The organism is Streptomyces caelestis, from assembly GCF_014205255.1.
In the GTDB taxonomy this organism is placed as follows: domain Bacteria; phylum Actinomycetota; class Actinomycetes; order Streptomycetales; family Streptomycetaceae; genus Streptomyces; species Streptomyces caelestis.
On the sequence record NZ_JACHNE010000001.1, the window covers coordinates 8,672,403 to 8,688,396 of the forward strand.

Below are 15,994 nucleotides of genomic sequence, written 5' to 3' on the forward strand. Positions count from 1 at the left end.
ATGATGTGAGCGCCGCCCAGACGTGTCAAGACCGCGTGACCGCTTGACCTTTAACGAGTTAGGTCTCACAGTCCTGATGCACATGAACCACCGTTTCCGACGAGAGGAACGAGGTGTGATGGGCGCGATCACGAGGAGGGCCCTGTTCGCCGGGTCGGCCGCGGGCACGGCCGGCGCGTTGCTGCCCGCCGCGGCGGGCACGGCCGAGGCCAGGCCACGCAACGGCTGCGCGAGCTACCGCGCGGCCTACCACTTCACCGTCCCCGAGCAGTGGAAGAACGACCCGCAGCGCCCGGTCTGGATCGACGGCGCGTATCACTACTACTACCTGCACAACGCCGACTACCTGTCCGGCGCGATCGGCACCGCCTGGCGGCTGGCCACCAGCACCGACCTGGTCTCCTTCACCGACCGGGGGATCGCCGTGCCCAAGGACACCACCCCCAACGGCGATGTCTGGTCGGGCTCCGCGGTGGTCGACACGGAGAACACGGCGGGCTTCGGGGCGGGGGCGGTCGTCGTCCTGGCCACGATGTCGCCGCACGACGGCCCGAGCGACCAGGCGCAGTACCTGTACTACTCCACCGACGGCGGCCGGACGTTCACCCCGCACGGCACCGACCCGGTGCTGCCCAACCCGGGCGTGCGCGACTTCCGCGACCCGAAGGTGATCCGCGACGAGGAACGCGGCCGGTGGGTGATGACCCTCGCCGAGAACGACAAGGTGGGCTTCTACCACTCCGCCGACCTCAAGTCCTGGACGTACGTGGGCGGCTTCGTCAGGAGCGGCATCGGCGTGCTGGAGTGCCCGGACCTGTTCCGGATCCGCGCCGCGGACGGCACGGCCAAGTGGGTGCTCGGGGTGAGCGCCAACGGCAAGGGAGCCGGGCTGCCCAACACGTACGCGTACTGGACCGGCTCGTTCGACGGCAGCGCCTTCACGGCCGACTCCGAAGAGCCGCAGTGGCTCGACCACGGCTGGGACTGGTACGGGGCCGTCGCCTTCGAGAAGCGGACGGCGGACGGCGCCGTCGACGAGCGGACGCGCTACGCGATCGGCTGGCTGAACAACTGGGACTACGCCCACATCACGCCCACCATCGACAGCGACGGCTTCAACGGCACGGACTCGATCGTCCGCGAGATCACGCTGAAGCGCGCGGCCGACGGCACGTACCACCTGGCGTCCCGGCCGGTCGCCGCGCTCGACCGGTACGTCTCCCGGACGGTGCCGCTCGGCGACCTGGTGGTCGAGGGCACCCGCGTCCTCGACTACCGGGGCACCGCCTACGAACTGACCTGCGAGATCACCTGGGACCAGCTCACGGGCGCGGGAGTGCAGCTGCGGCGCTCCCCGGACGGCGTCCGGCACATCGACGCCGGCGTCCACCGCGACTACGCCTACCTCAACCGCCGCCCCTCCGTGTCGCCCGACCTGTCGGGCCGATGGCAGGAGAGCCGGAGCCCCTTCGACCCGGCCCGGCGGACGGTGAGTCTGCGCATCCTGGTCGACCGCACCTCCGTGGAGCTGTTCCTCGACGACGGCCGGTACGCGCACGCGTCGGCGGTCTTCCCGTACCTGGTCGACACCGGGCTCGCGCTGTTCACGGTCGACGGGAAGGCGGTGTTCCGGAACACCGTGATCCGGGAGTTCCAGGTGTGAGGGGCGCTGGTGCGGTGTCGCCCCGGGCGGGGATCGCTGTCACGATCTTCCGGTAGGCACGACCACGCCCACGACCAGCGGAGTGCGCATGACGACGGACAGCCCGATGACGGACGAGGCGGTGCGGGAGACCGGGGTGGAGGTGAGGCCGGTCGCCGGGCACATCGGCGCCGAGATCGGCGGGGTCGACCTGGCCGCCGACCTGGACGACGCCGTGGTCGCCGCGATCAGGGCGGCGGTGCTGCGGTGGAAGGTGGTGTTCTTCCGGGGGCAGCGGCTGGACCACGCCGGGCATGTGGCGTTCGCGCGCCGGTTCGGGGAACCGGTCGTGCTGCCGCGGCGCGGCAGGGCCTCGCCCCCGGACTCCCCCGAGATCGAGACGACCGCGGACCGGCTGGAGCTGGGCGGGCGGTTCGGCATGGAGCACGACGAGTGGCTCCGGCGCCGTCGCCACACCCTGCTGCGCGGCTGGCACTGCGACCACGGCGCCCGCGTCGACCCGCCCGCCGCGACGATCCTGCGTGCCGAGACCGTGCCGCCCTACGGCGGCGACACCACCTGGTCGAACCTCGCGGCGGCCTACGCCGGACTCTCCGCGCCGCTGCGGGAGTTCGTCGACGGCCTGCGGGCCGAGCACCGGCTCGGCGTCGGCTACCAGCCCCGGCCCGGCGAGGACGCGTACGTCCGCCACCTGCTGGACCGCCAGGTCGCCTCGCTGCATCCCCTGGTGCGCGTCCACCCGGAGACGGGCGAGCGGATCCTCTACGTCAACGGCTACTACGTCGAGCAGATCGCCGGCCTCTCCCGGCCCGAGAGCGGCGCGATCCTGGACATGCTGCTGGAACAGGCGGTCCGGCCCGAGTACACGGTCCGGTTCCGCTGGGAGCCGGGCAGCGTGGCGTTCTGGGACAACCGCGCCACGATGCATCTGGCCCCCGGCGACACCGCACACCTCGACCACCCGCGGATCATGCACCGGGTGATGCTCGCCGGGGACGTGCCCGTCGGGGTGGACGGCAGGGCGTCGGAGCCGATCACGGGGACGGCACCCGGCCGCTGGTGACACGAGCCGATCCGTGAGTCGCGATGAGTTTTGCGGTGTCCCGTGGTCGTACTGTCGAACCCCTTACTCAGGAGGACACCGATGCGCAGCGTGACGTATTCGATGAACGTCTCACTGGACGGCTACATCGTCGGGCCGGACGGCGGCTTCGACTGGACGGTTCCCGACCCGGAGGTCTTCCGCTTCTGGATCGAGGAGATCCGGGAGGTCGGCGTCCACCTGATGGGACGACGGCTGTACGAGACGATGCTGTACTGGGAGAACGCCGACCAGGATCACTCGCTCGGCGACGCGGAGCTCGAGTGGGCCGCGCTCTGGAATCCACTCCCGAAGGTGGTGTTCTCCACCACGCTGTCGGCGGTGCAGGGCCATGCCCGTCTGGCCTCCGGCGGTCTGGCGGAGGAGATCGAGCGGCTGCGGGCCGAGCCGGGGGAGGGCGACATCGCGATCGGCGGCGCGACTCTCGCCGCCGGGGCGGCCGACTTGGGCCTGATCGACGAGTACCGGGCGATGGTCTACCCGGTGCTGGTCGGCGGCGGCATTCCGTTCTTTCCCCGGCACGAGCGCCGGGTGGATCTCGAACTCGTCGAGACCCGCACCTACAACTCGCGCGTCGTCTACCTCCGCCACCGCGTGGCCCGCTAGTGCCGCATCGGGCAACGTTCGCCCTGTCGACGACGGGGCGTAGGCGCCGGTCGCCTCAGAATGGTGTGGCCCAAAAACGGAGGCACGGCTAACGTCGCGGCCGTGGATATCAGAGAACTGGACCGCCGTGCCGTCGCCACCTTGGGAGCCGTGATCGCGCAGATTGGTCCGGACCAGCTTCGTCTACCAACGCCGTGTGCCGACTGGACACTGCACGGCCTGCTCCGCCACCAAGTGAGCGAGAACCTCGGCTTCGCAGCCGCCGCGGCAGGCGTCACCGGTGACATCCGTGCCTGGGACCAGGGCAACCTGGGTGGGGATCCTCACCAGGCGTACCTCGACTCGGCCGACGCCATGGCCAAGGCGTTCACCGAGGATGTTTGGACCATTCACTCCAGATCAGGGAGTTCGGGTTCTTTCCCGGCCGGGTCGCGCTCGGTATGCATGTGCTCGACTGCGTAGTCCACGGTTGGGACGTCGCCCAGACCATCGGTGTTGCCTACGATCCGGACGCCGACCTCGTCTGCTACTCACTCAAGGCCGCGGCGCTGATCCCGACCGGAGCACCGTCCGACGACCGGCCGAGGACTGCATTCGCCCCGGCGGTCGAGATCTCCGCCGACTCTCCCGCCCTGGAGCGGCTGCTCGGACTCGTCGGCCGTCGTCCAGCGGCAAGCTGAGTGACGGCTCACCAACCCGGTTGCGCACTGACTTCCACACCGTGCAAACGCCGTCCGGTGTCGCCCGGTGCAGGAATCGACCGGACGATTCAACGAGGCGAACGTTGCCTGCTGCGGCACTAGACACCCGGCCGCCATCCCAGTGCCGGGCCGAGCTTCGTCGCCGTGTCCGTGAGGATCTGGACGTAGTCCTCGTGCTCGAAGGTGAACGGCAGGGCGAACGCGACCTCGTCCACCTCCCGGAACGCCGCGTGCCCGTGCAGCCGCTCGGCGATCTCCTGCGAGGTCCCCACCAGGTCCGGCGCGAACAGCAGCCGAGCCGGGCCCTGCGGTGTTGCCGTACGGGGCACGCGCTCGGCGGCGTACTTCTCGTAGCGGGCGCGCTGCCCGGGTGAGGCGGAGTCGGTGGGGATGACCACGAGGCCCTGCGAGACGCGGGCGGCCTCGCCGTCGGGGTGGGCGGCCCGGAACGCCTGGATGTGTACGGCTGTGCCAACCCGGCAGCGGCCCGCACTGTTCCCGCCGCACCGGGGCAGCGCAATGGGATCACACCGGGTCAGCGCAGCGGGATCGTCACCTCGTCCTCGACCGGCGGGGCGAGTTCCTGGGCGCGGTTGCCGGTGGCCGCGAAGCAGCGCAGCCGGATCGCCTCCGGGGAGACGTCCAGGCGCAGGAAGCACTTGAAGAACGGCGGGCTGTAGGTCGCCGAGCTCGGCGAGAACAGCGACGTGTAGATCTTGCGCACGGGCAGCCGGAACCGCTTGGCCCGGTCGGGCCGGCGGCCGGTGCCGAGCAGCCCGGCGACCAGCCGGACGCGCCGGGTGACGCGGGTGGCCGCGCCCGGGACACGGGTCGGCGGGATGCCCAGGCGCTCGGCGATCACGGCCGACGCCTCCGCCTCGGTGAGCGTGAAGAAGCGGGGCATGCGCAGCCGGCGGCCGTAGAGCCGGCTGTAGAAGGCGAGGGAGTCGCCGCGCAGCGGATAGCAGCGGAAGTCCCGTTCGGTCACGTTCGCGACGTCGACCCGGGGGATGGTGTGAGTGGCGTGCATGAACGCCCCGCCGCCGCCCGCGACCACGTACTGGAGGATGCGTCCGTCGTCCAGCCGGACCGGGTAGCGCTGGTAGTTGTGGATGTCGCCGCCGATCGCCGCCACGTAGTGGTGCGCCGGGTCGCGGACGATGCCGTCGACGGTGCCGCCCCCTTCGATGGCGCACGGCTCGTGTCTGCCGTCCACATACAGGGGCGATCCGGTGACCAGGATCTTCGGACGGGGCCCCTGGGAGACCTCGCGCAGCCAGGCGCCCTGCTCGGCGTCGACGGTGCCCAGCAGGCCCGTGTCGATGCCCACGATCCGCACGGGTCCCGCGTCGATCGCCCAGTACGGGCCCGGCTGGACGGCCTGCTGGGCGGGCGCCGAGCGCAACGTGCGGGCCTCGGCGAGGCCTCGACCGTCGTCGGGGCGCGGCCGGTGCCACAGCAGGGACCGCAGCCAGGCGCGGGTCAGGGGGCGCGGCCGGGGTTCGGGCGGCAGCGGCGGGGCGTCGTCGCAGAAGACGCGCATGAAGCCGCCGAGGTCCTCGTACCAGTCGTGGTTGCCGGGTATCGCGTAGATCGGCGCCTGGTAGTCCCGGTACGGCCGGAAGAACTTGGTGGCGTAGTCGTCCGCGCTGCCCACCGGGTAGATCACGTCACTGGCCAGCACGGCGAAGCTGGTGTCCTGACCGGTCTTCAGCAAGCCCGGTACGACGGCGTACTGGGGATCGTCGCCCTCGCCGGTGTCGCCGATGACGAGGAAGGAGAACCGGTCCGGGTCGTCGCGCCGGATCACCTTGCCGGCCGGTGCGCCGGCCGCCGAGCGCTGGGCCACCCACCGGCCGCGGGTACGGCCGGTCGGGTCCCCGAACCAGGAGGCCAGCACGCCGTTGCGGGCGGCCCACAGCATCTTCGGGTCCAGCCAGGAGATCTTCTCGGCCTTCGGCGGCATCAACTGCTGGTACGCGCCGCGTTCGCCGGCACCCCAGCCGGCGCCTTCGGCGGTATCGCGTGAGGAGTCGGACACCGCTGCACCGTAACAACGATCTACGAGCCGCCCGCAGGCGGGTCGTTCACCGGCCGCGGGTGCGCGAGTTTGTGTCGTGCCACGAAGTGCGCGGCGCCGGAATGGAGTTGGCGGTCCTCACCCCGGTGGAGGCGCCCGGCTGAGGGGCGGGCTTCCGGTTCCCGGCCCGCTCGCCGTGTACCAGCAGTGGGTCGAACATGACCACGACCCCGGCCAGCAGCAGGAAGACGACCGGCCCCAGCAGCATCGGCAGCAGCAGGGACATGGGCGAGTCGCCCTCCCACGTCCCGCCGGTCGCGTCGTGCACGTGGATGCTGACGGCGGCCATGCCCGTGTAGTGCATCCCGGACACCGCCACGCCCATCACCAGGCTCGCCCCGAGGCTCGTCAGGAAGCCGCGGATCGTGACGGCCGCCCAGAGCGCGGCGGTCGCGGCGGCGATGGCGATCAGTACGGACAGTGCGACGCCGACCGGGTCGTAGCCGATGTCGCCGTGCAGCCGCATCGCGGCCATGCCCAGGTAGTGCATGGCCGCCACCCCCAGTCCGGTGACGACACCCGCGACCGCCAGGGTGACCCCGCCCGTGCCGCGGTAGCCGACGATGAACACGCCGATGCCCACGACGGCGACGGCCACGACGAGACTGAGCACCGTCGTGGACGCGTCGTAACGGATCCTGGTCTCCTCCACGTGGAAGCCGGTCATGGCGATGAAGTGCATCGTCCAGATGCCGCACCCGATGGAGGCGGCGCCTAATGCCAGCCAGCCGGGCTTCCACGACCGCGTGTCGAGCAGCGAGCGCACGATGCACCGCAGCCCCAGCGCCCCTCCCAGACAGGCCATCAGATACGCCGCCACCGGGGTCACCGCACCGTAGCGGAACCCGTCGACCGTGCCGTCCATGAGTCAACTCCCCCCGAGTTATGGCTGGTTTCCGCAAGGTCTACGCGCAGGGATCGTGGGAAAGCAACCCCTTACCTTCGGTAGGACGACAACTTCTGTTCGCCGGGAGTCGATTGAGGTCAGAATGTGCGCTTCAGCAGGTCGAGCAGAGCCGACCAGTGCCGCTCGTCGCCCTCCTTGTGGTACGACGCCGTGTCGGCCTGCGTGAAACCGTGGGGCGCGCCCGGGTACACCTCGCACCGGTGGCGGACGCCCGCAGCGGTCAGGGCCTCCTCCAGGCGCTCGATCTGCTCCCGGGGCAGCGAGGGGTCCTGGTCGGCGTGGCCGAAGTACAGCTCGGCGGTGACCTTCCCGGCCACCAGGTGCGGGCTGTCCGGCGTGTCCGTCGCCAGCCGCCCGCCGTGGAAGCCGGCCGCGGCCGCGACCCGCTCCGGGTAGGTCCCGGCCGTGAGCAGCGACAGACGCGCCCCCATGCAGTAGCCGGTCACCGCGACCGGCCCGTCGGCCACCGCGGGCGACTCGGCCAGCCAGCGCAGATAGGCACCGGCGTCCCGCATCGCCAACTCGGCCGTCAGCGCCTGCATGACCGGCATGATGCGCTCGAATATCTCCGGACGCGCCCCCGGGTCGATGAACTCGGGCAGCTCGAACAGCGGGGCCCGGCCGTGCCGGTAGAACACGTTGGGTACCAGCACCGTGTAGCCCTCACCGGCCAGCCGGTCGGCCATCGACCGCAGCCGGGGGCGCAGTCCGAAGGCGTCCATGTAGAGCAGGACCGCCGGGCGGGCGGCCCCGTCGGCGGGATGTGCCAGATACGCGTCGGCGGTGCCGTCCTCGGTGGGGATGTCGACAGCGGTTCCCTGTACGGCGGTCATGGCTGGGCTGCCTCTCTGCGGGGGTGTCGGCCAGGAACCCGTCCGCGTGACCGGGCGGGTCAGGGGCATCGTGACACGCCGCTTCCCGGGGCATTTCGCCCACCCCCGGCACCCGGGGCAACCGTGAACGCCCCTTGGCGCGCCCTTTACTCGAACCGTGAGATGTCGCCCGCTCCGTGCCGTACGATCTCGGCCTCACCGCCGGAGAAGTCGATCACCGTCGTCGGCTCGGTGCCGCAGTCGCCGGAGTCGACCACCCCGTCCAGCACGTGGTCGAGCAGGTCCTTGATCTCCCAGCCCTGCGTCATCGGCTCCTCCTCGCCGGGCAGCAGCAGGGTGCTGGACAGCAGGGGCTCACCGAGCTCGGCGAGCAGGGCCTGGGTGACGACGTGGTCGGGGATCCGCACGCCGACGGTCTTCTTCTTGGGGTGCTGGAGCATGCGCGGCACCTCCTTCGTCGCGGGCAGGATGAACGTGTAGCTGCCGGGCGTCGAGGCCTTGATCGCGCGGAACACGTCGTTGTCGATCCGCACGAACTGGCCGAGCTGCGCGAAGTCCTGGCACACGAGGGTGAAGTGGTGCCGGTCGTCCAGCTTGCGGATCGCCCGGATCCGCTCGATGCCGTCACGGCTGCCCAGGCGGCAGCCCAGTGCGTAACAGGAGTCCGTGGGGTACGCGACAAGAGCGTCCGCACGGATGCTGTCGGCGATCTGGCCGATGGTGCGGGGCTGGGGGTTGTCGGGGTGCACGTCGTAGTACTTCGCCATCCGCCGAGCTTATGCCGCCCGCGCGGCGGCGTGGCGCAGGGTGGGGTGTCGGGCCCGCGGGCGGGCAGCGGGGCGGGCTCGCCCGGGGTGAGGGCGCGGGACGGGTGAGGTAACGTCCCCGACCGGTGCGCCGGAGGCGGTGCGAGGAGCGAGGGGAAGGCCGAGGTGGCTGGCCGAGAGGACGGGAACCGGCAGCGGGAGACGCCGGCCGGGCCGGGTCCGGCGTGGGCGGAGGAACTGCTCGAGCACCTGCGCCCGGCGGGGCGCGACGTGCGCCGGGTCGTGAGCTGGCTGTCCGGTGCCGTGCGCGGGTCCGTGGCCCTTCAGGACGCCGCCGGGAACCTCATGGCCGGAACCCGGCTCCCGCTGGACGAGGACCTCGTCACGGACATCACCGCCGGCCGGATCGCCTCCGCGGCCTGGGAGAGCCAGGAGCGCCACCTGCGCCTGGTCAGGGTGGAACCCCCGTCCCACACCTGCGTCCTGGCCGTCTCCCGCGACAGTCCCTTCGACCGCCGGGCCGCCGACGTCGTCACGCGCACCGCCCAGGTGATCGAGCTGCTGCTGGCCGCGCGCGAGTCGACCGCGGCCGGACACCGGCTCCGGCGGGCCACCTCCGACCTGCGCCTGGCGATCCTGCAACTGCTGATGGTCGAGGACACCATCGCCGCCCGTCGTGTCGCCGCCGGGCTCTGGCCCGGGCTGCTCGACGCCGACACGGCGTGCGTGTACGTCGTCGAGTCCGACCCCGCCGTACGCGACCGGATCGCCGAGGAGTGCCTGGACAGCACCAGGGAGGACGCCCTGGTCGTGCGCTGCCCGGCCATGGAAGGGCACGTGATCGTCGTCAGCCTCCGCGACACCACGGATGAGGCCCTGCGGTCACTGGTCGGCCGGCACCCGGACCTCTTCCTCGGCGGCAGCGTCCGGCAGAGCCTCGCCCGGACCGCCACCGCCTACGGACAGGCTGTCAGCGCGCTCGCCGTCGCCCACTTCCGGTCCGACAAGACCGCCGTCTACGCCGAGCGCACCCACCCCGAACGCCTCATGGATCCGGAAGGGCTGCGCGGCTGGACGGCCCGGGTGCTGCGTCCGCTCGACACCCTGCCGCACCACACCCGCGCCGAACTCCTCGCCACCACCCGTCTCGGCCTGGAGTTCACCGCCGTCAACGCCGCGAAGGTCCTCGGCGTCAGCCGCAACACGGTCCGCGCCCGCATGGAGCGCGTGGAGGCCCTGCTCGGCACCGACTTCGCCGACCTCACCGTCCGGGCCGTCGTCCACCTGGCGCTGAACACCCAGATCGGCCTGTCCGACGCCCAGTTCACCCACGACACCGCGGACTCCGCACTCCGGCTCTCCGACCTGCTGTCCGGGCCCGCCGTACGCACCTGGGCACAGGACCTGCTGGGCCGCCTGGACCAGGGCTCCAGGAACCCGCGCCGGACGCTGCGCACCTGGATCTCCGCCGGCGGCAACGCCGAACGGGCCGCGCAGGCCCTGGGCATACACGCGCAGACCGTGCGCGAGCACGTCCGCAGCACCGAACCCGTCCTGGAACGCCAGCTCCTCGCCGCGGGGACCGACCTGTACGAGGTCGTGCTGGCCCATCTGGCCGTCGGCGACCTCGACCTGCCGGTTCTCCACCGCCACGACTGACCCGTCTTGCCTCCGGGGCAACCGGTTGGCCGGGCCAGGGCGGGACGAAACCGGGCCATTCGGACTCAGCTGTGCACAGGTGAGCCCTGTTGAGCGTGCAACGGGCATCGACGCGATTCACAAGGCCTCTGCCATGGACGTAGGTTCGACGAGCCGCGGGGGCCCGACCGGAACGGGGGACCGGTCGCGCTCCCGCGAGCCGCCTTGTGAGGCGGCGTCCCCGCTGTCGCCTCAGCCCCGCAGCCGCACCGGGATCTCCTGCCAGCCCAAGGCGATGAAGGACGGCACCTGCCGCAGGCCCTCGTCACCGGCGGCCAGGCTCAGGCCGGGGAACCGGTCGAACAGCGCCGGCAGCGCGGTCAGCGCCTCCAGACGGGCCAGGGGCGCCCCGATGCAGCGGTGGACCCCGATCCCGAACGCCAGATGGTCGTCGGCAACGCGTGCGGCGTCGAAGACGTCGGCGTCCGGCCCGTAGTGCTCGGGGTCGAACCCCGCGGCGGCGTACGTCGTGATGATGGCGTCACCGGCCGGGATGGTGACGTCGCCGACGGTGAGGTCGGTGACGGCGAACCGGAGCGGCAGCGCGGCGATCGACGGGTGCGCGCGCAGCGTCTCGTTGACGACGGCGTCCCAGCCGATCTCCCCGGACCGTACGGCGGCGAGCTGTTCGGGGCGGCGGAGCAGGGCGACGGCCGCGTTGCCTATCAGGTTGACGGTGGTCTCGAAGCCGGCCCCGATGACCAGCAGCAGCGTGTACAGCAGCTCCTCGTCGCTGAGCCGGTCGCCGTCCTCGTCCCGGACCCGGATCAGCTCGGTGGTCATGTCGTCACCGGGGTGCGCGGCCTTGTGCGCGATCAGCGCGGGCAGCACCGTGCCGATCTGCTGCTGCACGGACGCCGCGTGCTCCGGGCTCGTGTCGGAGGTGTCCACGATGGCCGCGACGAGCCGGCCGGTGTCCTCCCACAACTCGTCCGGCACGCCGAACAGTTCGCAGATGATGCGCATCGGCAGCGGATGGGCGAACCCCTTCCTGAGGTCCACGACCTCGCTGTCTGCGGAGTCGAGCGCGTCCAGCAGCTCCGCGGTGATCGCCTCCACCCGGGGCCGCATCGCCTCGGTGCGGCGGTGCGTGAAGCTGGGCGCCACCAGCTTGCGCAGCCGCGTGTGGTCCGCGCCGTAGGCGGAGAGCATGTTGACCACGCCCACCCAGCCCAGGATCCAGCCCCAGGACGGATGTTCGCCGATCTCGGGCCACAACCGCCAGTGCAGCCGCGGGTCCTTGCTGACCCGCGGGTCGAGGACGAGTTCCTTCAGCGTGTCGTAGCGCGTGGGCGCCCAGGCGGGGATCCCGCCGGGCAGCTCCACGGGCACGATCGGGCCGAGGGCGCGCAGCCGGGCGCTCTCGGCGGCGATGTCGGCGCCCAACGGGTCGAGAGCGATGCGGTCGGTCACGGTCACGGTCGTCCTCCTGGCTGATCGGGGGAGCGGGGAGTGAAACGGACGGGCAGCGCCCTCAGCGAGCGGTGGAACGGGCCGGGCCGCCAGGTGAGACGCTCGCGGGGCAGCACGGGTTCCAGGTCGGGCAGCCACTGGGTGAGCCGTTCGATCGCCTCGGTGGCGATGAGCAGCGTGTGCTGCTTGACCGGGCAGGCGTGCGGGCCCGCCGACCAGGACAGATGGGAGGCGTCGCCCGGGTGCCGGTCCGCGCCGCGCTCCTGCTCGCCGGCCTGCGCCAGCGCCCCGTAGGAGATCACCACCGGCACCGCGGCCCTGATCCACACGCCGTGGAAGGTGACGGGTGTGCGGGCGTAGTGGATGCCGTAGTTGGCGAGCGGCGTCTCGTGGTGCAGCACCTCCAGCACCGCGTCCGTCACCGGGCGGGCGCCGCTGGTGAGCGTCGAGTAGTAGTCCGGGTTGCCGAGGATCCTGGACAGCGCGTTGGACACCAGGTTGGCCGTCGGCTCGTGGCCCGCGCCGAGCGTGAGGAACACCTGCCAGGTGACCTCCTCGGGGGTCAGCCCCGCCGGATGGTCCAGCAGCCAGCTCGGCAGGTCGTCGCCGCGCCGCTCGGTCTTGGCCGCGATCAGCTCCAGCACGTACCCGGCGTACTCCGCCTCGCCGTCCGCCGCCTGCGCGCCGCCCTCGATCAGCTTGGCGAGCGCGGCGTCGAGCCGGTCGCTCGCACTGTCCGGCAGCCCGAACAGGCTGTTGAACACCAGCGCCATCAACGGCCTGGTGAACTCGCCGACCAGGTCGGCCTCGCCCCGCGGTCCGATCCGGCTCACCAGCAGATGTACCGCCTGGTGCACCCGGGCCCGCAGGTCGTGCGGCTCCACCAGGTCGAAGGCGTCGATCAGCGTGGTGCGGTAGCGCAGGTGCGCGGCACCGTCGGCGAACAGGGTGTTGGGCCGCCAGCGCATCATCCCGAGCACGGGGGAGTCGTCGGGGACGGTCGCCTCCCACGGCCGGGGATCGTGCGAGAACGTCTTCGTGTCGTGCAGCAGATCCAGCGCGGCCCGTCGGTCCGTGACGACGTACGCCGGCACACCGGGCGCGAGTTCCGCCCAGCCGACCGGCCCCTGGGCGCCCAGGGCGGCGTAGTACGGGTGGGGGTCGCGGGCGAAGCCGTCCTCCCACAGGCGGACGGGCGCCGCGAGGGAGAAGGCCTGCTCGGCAGGGGACGGGTGGGTCACCGGTGCTCCGCGGGTCGGTGGTCGATCAGGTGCTGGACCAGGGCGAGCAGGGAGTCGATCGAGGAGTCCGCCTCCCGCGCGTCGCAGGTGACGATCGGGGTCGTCGGGTCCAGGTCGAGGGCAGCGCGCAACTGCTCGGGCGTGTGGTGGCGGGGTGCGTCCGGGAAGGTGTTGAAGGCGACCGCGTACGGCAGCCCGGTCTCCTCCACCAGCCCGAGCACGTCGAACGAGGCATCGATCCGGCGGGCGTCGACCAGTACGAGCGCGCCGAGCGCCCCGTGGGCGATGTCGTCCCACAGCGACCGGAACCGCTCCTGGCCGGGCGTGCCGAACAGGTACAGCACGATCCCGCCCGGCAGGCTGATCCGGCCGAAGTCGATGGCGACCGTGGTGGTCGACTTGTCCCGGACCCCGGCGAGATCGTCGACCCGCGCGGACGCCTCGGTGAGCTGCTCCTCCGTGTGCAGCGGGCGGATCTCCGAGACGGAGCCGATCAGGGTCGTCTTGCCCACCCCGAACGGCCCCGTGACCAGGATCTTCACCAGGTCGCGGGCGGTGTCCGGGAGATGGATGCCGTCGCCGTCGGCGCCGGTGTCAACGGTGCTTGAGGTCGCGGAGGCCATCGGCCACTCTCTTCAGCAGGTCGGGGTCGAAGCGCCGGGCGGGCGGGATCGGCGGGCGGGCCAGCACCAGGTCGCGGTCGATGAGGTCGGCGGCCAGCACCAGCACGGCGGAGACGGGCAGCCGCAGCAGGGCCGCGGCCTCCACCACCGTCAGTGACCCGTGCTCCAGTTCCTCCAGCAGGGCCGCCTGCGCGGCGGGCAGATCGGCCGGGGCCGGCTCGCCACTGCCGGTGAGGACCGACAGCCGCTCCAGATGGGCACGGCTGGGCCGGGCCACCCCGCCGGTCGACAGATACGCGGGAACCAGGGGACGGCCGCCTCGGCGGCCGGTCATGCCGTCGTGTCGCCGTCGGCACCTCGGGGCCCGGCCGCCATCGCCTTCTCACCCAGCCGCGCCACCTGCGAGTGCACCCGGTGCGCGAGCAGGTCCAGGCGTACCTCGGGATCGCCGTACGCGGCCACGCAGGTGCCGTGGTCCGTCGGCACGATGAGCACGTAGCCGTGGTCCGACTCGATGACGACCTGCCGGATGTCGGCCCGGTCGGTGTCGGCGAACGCCGCGGCCGCGGTACGGCAGGCACCCTGCACGGTGCTGGTGATGGCGGCGACCCGCTCGGCCGACGGCTGCGACAGCGCGTCGGTGTAACCCGTCACGAACCCGTCCCGGGTGAGCAGGACGGCGGCCACGACGTGCGGCACCTCCAGGACCGGTTCGAGCACCCAGGCCGTGTCCCCCGTCGCGCGGCTGGTCATCGAGCCGTTCCTCCCTCGTGGTCGTTCCGGCCTCGGCCGGTGTCGTCGGTCGCTCCGTCGGCCGTGGTCGTGGCCGGGGCATCATCAGATACGGCTGGAACGGCTCCGGTGTTCGGCCGGGCGGCACATCGTGCGGCCGCCGTGCCGGACTGGAGGGCGCCGAGGGCGGCGGCGGACTCCTCGGGGCGCCGGGGCCGGCGCTGTGGTGCGGGTGCGGGGGCCGGGGCGTCCGTCGGGGGCGTGGCCCGGCTGCGGCGGCGCCGCTGGGGGAGGCCGCCGCTGTCACGGGGGCCGTGGTGGCCGGGGGCCGGGGCGGAGGCGTGGTCGTCCTGGTCTGTGCCGTAGCCGTGATCGTCGGCGGTGGTGGACGGCGGCTCGGGCTTCCGGGACGCGGTGGCCGGCTCGGAGCCGTCGGACGCGGTGGCCGGGGCCGGCTCGGAGGCACGGGCAGCGCCGTCAGCGAGGGGCGGAACGGCTCGCTCCGCCCTGCGCGTCGAGCGCGGGGCGCTGGCCGCCGGAGGCAGTGCGGCGGGATCGACGCGGGTCAGCAGGTGACTGTCGACCCGCAGCACCGCCCGCACTCCGCCGTACGGGGACGGGGAGGACAGGTCCACGCTCAGATCGAACTGCCGGGTCAGCTGGCCGATGGCGGCGAGTCCCATGCGCGGCGGGTCGCCGAGCTCGGTGAGCAGGATCGGTTCGGAACCGGCCACCATCCGCTGGGCACGGGCCCGTTCGTCCTGCGTCATGCCCAGCCCGGCGTCGTCCACGGTGACACAGACACCGTGGCGGACGGCCTCCAGGTTGACCACGACGTCGGTGTCGGGCGCGGAGTGCCGCAGCGCGTTGTCGAGGAGTTCGGCGACGATGATGGCGACCGGCTCGACGGCGTGGGACACCAGGGCGGTGCCCGCCTCGAGGTGGTTGTGGACCCGGACGCGCTGGTAGCCCGCGAGCCGGGCCTGACCGCCCGTCACCGCGTCCACCAGATGGGACTCCTCCCGGGCCAGCCCCACCCAGGCCCCGCACACCACCGCGGCGATCTGCGCGCGCCGCAGCGACTGCTCGTTCTCGTGGTCCAGCTCGAACAGGGTCTGCGCCAACTCGGGGTCGTCGTAGCGCTGTTGCAGACCGCGCAGGGCGTCCTGCAGCCGGTACAGCGCCGCCTGGATCTCCCGCGTGGCCCCGCGCATCCCGGCCTGCGCGGCGGCGTCGATCCGGGTGCGCTGCGCGGCGAGTTCGGCCTGCAGCCCCTTCAGCACCTGCTCCAGCGCGAGACCCAGGGGCGAACCGGCGAGCTGCGGGCCGAGCGGGCCGGGCACGGCGACGTGGGGATGGGCGACCTGCCGGGCGGCGGCGGGCACACGCCGCGCCGCCAGGTGCTCGACCTCGGCCGTGAACGCCCGTGTGGTGCCGTCGAGTTGCGCGCGCAGTGCGGCGGTCTTGGCGCGCTGCGCGGCCAGTTGCCGTCGTGAGCGCAGCAGCCCGCCGCCGAGGGCGAACGCGGACAGTGTGCCGACGGCGAGACCGCCGACGACCAGGTCCGGTAATTCGATCATCGAGTCGAGTCCAGGGGGAGTCGGGCAGGGCGGAGTCCGAGGTGCTCT

General features: G+C 72.3%; 16 protein-coding genes and 1 pseudogene. 6 read left to right on the plus strand and 11 right to left on the minus strand.

The genetic code is table 11. The features are described 5' to 3' along the window. Nucleotides 1–118: 118 nt before the first annotated feature. The 5 genes from HDA41_RS39270 to HDA41_RS39290 all read left to right on the plus strand — a co-directional run bounded on the left by HDA41_RS39270 (nucleotide 119) and on the right by HDA41_RS39290 (nucleotide 4,051). Nucleotides 119–1,663 (plus strand): glycoside hydrolase family 32 protein, encoded by a 1,545-nt coding sequence (locus HDA41_RS39270; RefSeq protein ID WP_184992675.1) that lies wholly within the window; start codon nucleotides 119–121, stop codon nucleotides 1,661–1,663. Nucleotides 1,664–1,751: 88 nt separating this feature from the next. Continuing rightward, on the plus strand, nucleotides 1,752–2,726 hold the full coding sequence (locus tag HDA41_RS39275) for a TauD/TfdA dioxygenase family protein (RefSeq protein ID WP_184992684.1): 975 nt from the start codon (nucleotides 1,752–1,754) through the stop codon (nucleotides 2,724–2,726). Nucleotides 2,727–2,807: 81 nt separating this feature from the next. Beyond that, nucleotides 2,808–3,371 (plus strand): dihydrofolate reductase family protein, encoded by a 564-nt coding sequence (locus HDA41_RS39280; protein WP_184992686.1) that lies wholly within the window; start codon nucleotides 2,808–2,810, stop codon nucleotides 3,369–3,371. Nucleotides 3,372–3,473: 102 nt separating this feature from the next. Continuing rightward, on the plus strand, nucleotides 3,474–3,833 hold the full coding sequence (locus HDA41_RS39285) for a maleylpyruvate isomerase N-terminal domain-containing protein (protein ID WP_184992688.1): 360 nt from the start codon (nucleotides 3,474–3,476) through the stop codon (nucleotides 3,831–3,833). Then, the gene (locus HDA41_RS39290; RefSeq protein WP_184992690.1) at nucleotides 3,818–4,051 is read left to right on the plus strand and encodes a DinB family protein; all 234 of its coding nucleotides are present in this window, start codon (nucleotides 3,818–3,820) and stop codon (nucleotides 4,049–4,051) included. Before HDA41_RS39285 ends, HDA41_RS39290 begins: the two co-directional genes overlap by 16 nt. Before the next feature lie 119 nt (nucleotides 4,052–4,170). On the opposite strand, the pseudogene HDA41_RS39295 reads toward HDA41_RS39290, so the two are convergent. The 5 genes and pseudogenes from HDA41_RS39295 to HDA41_RS39315 all read right to left on the minus strand — a co-directional run. Further along, nucleotides 4,171–4,533: pseudogene (locus tag HDA41_RS39295) on the minus strand (LLM class flavin-dependent oxidoreductase); the annotation flags it as partial. Between the two features lie 74 nt (nucleotides 4,534–4,607). Next, on the minus strand, nucleotides 4,608–6,113 hold the full coding sequence (locus HDA41_RS39300) for a metallophosphoesterase family protein (RefSeq protein ID WP_184992692.1): 1,506 nt from the start codon (nucleotides 6,111–6,113) through the stop codon (nucleotides 4,608–4,610). A gap of 46 nt (nucleotides 6,114–6,159) precedes the next feature. Further along, nucleotides 6,160–7,017 (minus strand): MHYT domain-containing protein, encoded by an 858-nt coding sequence (locus HDA41_RS39305; protein ID WP_184992694.1) that lies wholly within the window; start codon nucleotides 7,015–7,017, stop codon nucleotides 6,160–6,162. Nucleotides 7,018–7,136: 119 nt separating this feature from the next. After that, nucleotides 7,137–7,892 carry a dienelactone hydrolase family protein gene (locus HDA41_RS39310; RefSeq protein ID WP_184992696.1) on the minus strand — a complete coding sequence of 252 codons (756 nt, stop codon included), beginning with the start codon at nucleotides 7,890–7,892 and terminating at the stop codon, nucleotides 7,137–7,139. A 146-nt stretch (nucleotides 7,893–8,038) separates the two neighbouring features. Beyond that, nucleotides 8,039–8,659 carry an L-threonylcarbamoyladenylate synthase gene (locus tag HDA41_RS39315; protein WP_184992698.1) on the minus strand — a complete coding sequence of 207 codons (621 nt, stop codon included), beginning with the start codon at nucleotides 8,657–8,659 and terminating at the stop codon, nucleotides 8,039–8,041. 165 nt (nucleotides 8,660–8,824) lie between these two features. Between HDA41_RS39315 and HDA41_RS39320 the strand changes: the two genes are divergently transcribed. Continuing rightward, on the plus strand, nucleotides 8,825–10,318 hold the full coding sequence (locus tag HDA41_RS39320; protein ID WP_184992700.1) for a helix-turn-helix domain-containing protein: 1,494 nt from the start codon (nucleotides 8,825–8,827) through the stop codon (nucleotides 10,316–10,318). 231 nt (nucleotides 10,319–10,549) lie between these two features. Here HDA41_RS39320 and HDA41_RS39325 read toward each other — a convergent pair whose 3' ends face one another. From HDA41_RS39325 to HDA41_RS39350, 6 genes are read right to left on the minus strand one after another with little or no spacing between them, the layout of a single operon-like run. After that, the gene (locus tag HDA41_RS39325) at nucleotides 10,550–11,776 is read right to left on the minus strand and encodes a cytochrome P450 family protein (RefSeq protein WP_184992702.1); all 1,227 of its coding nucleotides are present in this window, start codon (nucleotides 11,774–11,776) and stop codon (nucleotides 10,550–10,552) included. After that, on the minus strand, nucleotides 11,773–13,011 hold the full coding sequence (locus HDA41_RS39330) for a cytochrome P450 family protein (protein WP_184992704.1): 1,239 nt from the start codon (nucleotides 13,009–13,011) through the stop codon (nucleotides 11,773–11,775). The genes HDA41_RS39325 and HDA41_RS39330 overlap by 4 nt, the downstream gene beginning before the upstream one ends. Further along, complete coding sequence (locus HDA41_RS39335) at nucleotides 13,008–13,634, minus strand: GTP-binding protein (RefSeq protein WP_184992707.1); 627 nt, start codon at nucleotides 13,632–13,634, stop codon at nucleotides 13,008–13,010. The genes HDA41_RS39330 and HDA41_RS39335 overlap by 4 nt, the downstream gene beginning before the upstream one ends. Next, nucleotides 13,606–13,968, minus strand: a complete 363-nt coding sequence (locus tag HDA41_RS39340; protein WP_184992709.1) for a DUF742 domain-containing protein — start codon at nucleotides 13,966–13,968, stop codon at nucleotides 13,606–13,608. The genes HDA41_RS39335 and HDA41_RS39340 overlap by 29 nt, the downstream gene beginning before the upstream one ends. Beyond that, on the minus strand, nucleotides 13,965–14,387 hold the full coding sequence (locus tag HDA41_RS39345; RefSeq protein WP_184992711.1) for a roadblock/LC7 domain-containing protein: 423 nt from the start codon (nucleotides 14,385–14,387) through the stop codon (nucleotides 13,965–13,967). Before HDA41_RS39345 ends, HDA41_RS39340 begins: the two co-directional genes overlap by 4 nt. Continuing rightward, nucleotides 14,384–15,946, minus strand: a complete 1,563-nt coding sequence (locus HDA41_RS39350; RefSeq protein WP_184992713.1) for an ATP-binding protein — start codon at nucleotides 15,944–15,946, stop codon at nucleotides 14,384–14,386. The genes HDA41_RS39345 and HDA41_RS39350 overlap by 4 nt, the downstream gene beginning before the upstream one ends. Between the last annotated feature and the right edge of the window lie 48 nt (nucleotides 15,947–15,994).